This is a genomic window from Allobosea sp. P4_E12 (assembly GCF_056401655.1).
On sequence record NZ_JBFUIY010000116.1, the window covers coordinates 1 to 2,437 of the forward strand.

Consider the following 2,437-nt stretch of genomic DNA (forward strand, 5'->3'; position numbering starts at 1 on the left):
ACCGCGGTACCGCGGTCGCGATCTACGTCAAGAGCCTCTTCCCCAGCCACGCCAAGTCCGATCTCGGTCCGCCCACYGAGMYCCCGGGCGAGGATGCGGCTGGGGGAGGCCCCTCGAGGCAGGCGCAGGCCGAGGAGGCGGACAAGGAGGCCGAGGACGAGACCGGAGCAATCAAGAAAGGGCCCGAGGACGACCCGGCGCTCGGCTCCGGCGGCCAGGCTGTCGGCACGGCCGGGCTTGCCGCCTTCCTCGGCATCGATTCCCCGCCGATCGACTATGAGCAGCTGCCGCTGCGCCGCTTCTCGCCGGCCAAGCTCGAGGATGTCTTCGGCGATCCGGCGAGCAAYGACAACCTGACGCTCAGCCATGGCGGCGGCCTCTCCGGCAGTGCCGGCTCTGGCGGTGGCCATGACTTCGAGGGGATCGCCTCGGCCGGCGGCGGCTCGGGCGGCCACCACCCCGGCCCGGGCGGCCATTCCGGCCCGGGCGGCGAGAACCCTGGCGGACCCGGTGGCGAGAATCCCGGCGGTCCCGGTGGCCCCGGGAGCCCGCGCAGCAACCGCGCCCCGCTGCTTGCCGGTGTGGTCAGCCTGCGCAGCATCGGGCGCTGCGAGACGTTGCTGATCACCGCGATCGGACTGCTCGCAGGGGCGCTGGATCCTGATGGCGATGTGCTGGCGATCCGCAATCTCACCGCCTCCAGCGGCACGCTGACCGCGGTCGAGGGTGGCTGGGAGTTCAGCCCGACGCCCGGCTATTTTGGCCCGGTGACGCTGAGCTAYGAGGTCAGCGACGAGACCGTCGCGGTCGCCCAGACCGCGCTCTTCAGSGTCGTCGAGTTCAYCGAGATCAACGGCACGGCCGGCGATGACAGCCTGACCGGGACSGAATGCGCCGACCTGATCGACGGGCGCGACGGCAATGACGTGATCGACGGCCGCGGCGGCTCCGACATCCTGCATGGCGGCGCCGGCAACGATTTCATCCGCGGCGGCACCGGCCATGACCTGATCTATGCCGGSCGCGGCAACGACATCGTCTATGGCGGCGAGGGCAACGACACGATCTATGGCGGCGACGGCGACGACMAGCTCTTCGGCGAGGATGGCGACGACATCATCTTCGGCGAGGCTGGCGATGACATCATTGTCGGCGGCGCCGGCAACGACCAGCTCTCCGGCGGTGACGGCAATGACGTGATCCAGGGCGGCACCGGCGACGACCAGATCGCCGGGGATGCCGGCAACGACGTCGCCCATGGCGATGAGGGCGACGACACCGTGGATGGCGGCGCCGGGAATGATGAAGTTCATGGCAATGCCGGCGACGATCACGTCATGGGCGGGGCCGGCAATGACCAGGTCTATGGCGAGGACGGCGACGACATCCTCGACGGTGGCGACGGCGACGACTGGATCGACGGCGGAGAAGGCGACAACACCATCTTCACCGGCGACGGCAACGACACGGTCCGAACCGGCAACGGCAACAATGTCGTCACCGGTGGCGCTCATGTCGACCTCGTCCAGTTCGGCGCCGGCCAGGACACGGCCCAGCTCGGAGCCGGCGACGATGCAGCGGCCGGTGGCGGCGGCAACGACCGACTCTTCGGTGAGGCTGGCAACGACACGCTCTCCGGTGATGCCGGGGACGATGTGCTCGATGGCGGTTCCGGCGATGATCACCTCGCGGGCGGCGCCGGTGACGACCAGATCCATGGCGGGACCGGTAACGACATCGTCTTCGGCGGCGACGGGTGCGACCGGATCGAGGGCGACGCGGATGACGACATCGTCTTCGCCGGCGCCGGCGACGATAGGGTCGAGGGCAATGCCGGCAATGACCGGCTCTTCGGCGAGGCAGGCGACGACCGGATCGAGGGTGACGCGGGAGACGATATCGTCGATGGCGGGGCGGGCAACGACCGGCTCGAAGGCGGCAGCGGCGCGGATACGCTCGATGGTGGTGCGGGCACGGACCGGGTCGAAGCCGGGTCCGGCAACGACGTGATCATCGGCACGCTCGATGCCGCGGCCGATTGCTATGATGGCGGCAGCGGCTGCGACACGTTGGATTACTCCCAGGCGACGCAGTGCATCGACATCAACCTGGTCGAGGGCAAGGCGGTCGGCGTCGAGATCGGCGAGGACAGCTTCTCCAATATCGAGGCGGTGATCGGCGGCAGCGGCAACGACCACTTCACCATCGGTGCCGACGCAGTGACGCTGACCGGCGGTGCCGGCGACGACTGCTTCTCCTTCGACGTGCCCTATGACGCGGACGATCGCGACCTGATCCACCGGATCCTCGATCTCGAGGCCGGCGACCGCATCGTCGTCAAGCAGTACCAGATCGGCACGGATGACGACCCCGCCGCCAATGCCGCTGCGGACGGAGCAGATCCGTTCGCCACGGCCTATGGCGACGAGGCCGACGC

Annotated in this window: 1 protein-coding gene; it reads left to right on the top strand. The window is 69.1% G+C overall.

What is annotated here, in order from left to right:
* The coding region (locus AC1DW9_RS36525; protein ID WP_476855405.1) for a cadherin-like domain-containing protein at positions 1-2,437 on the top strand (2,437 nt) is incomplete at both ends.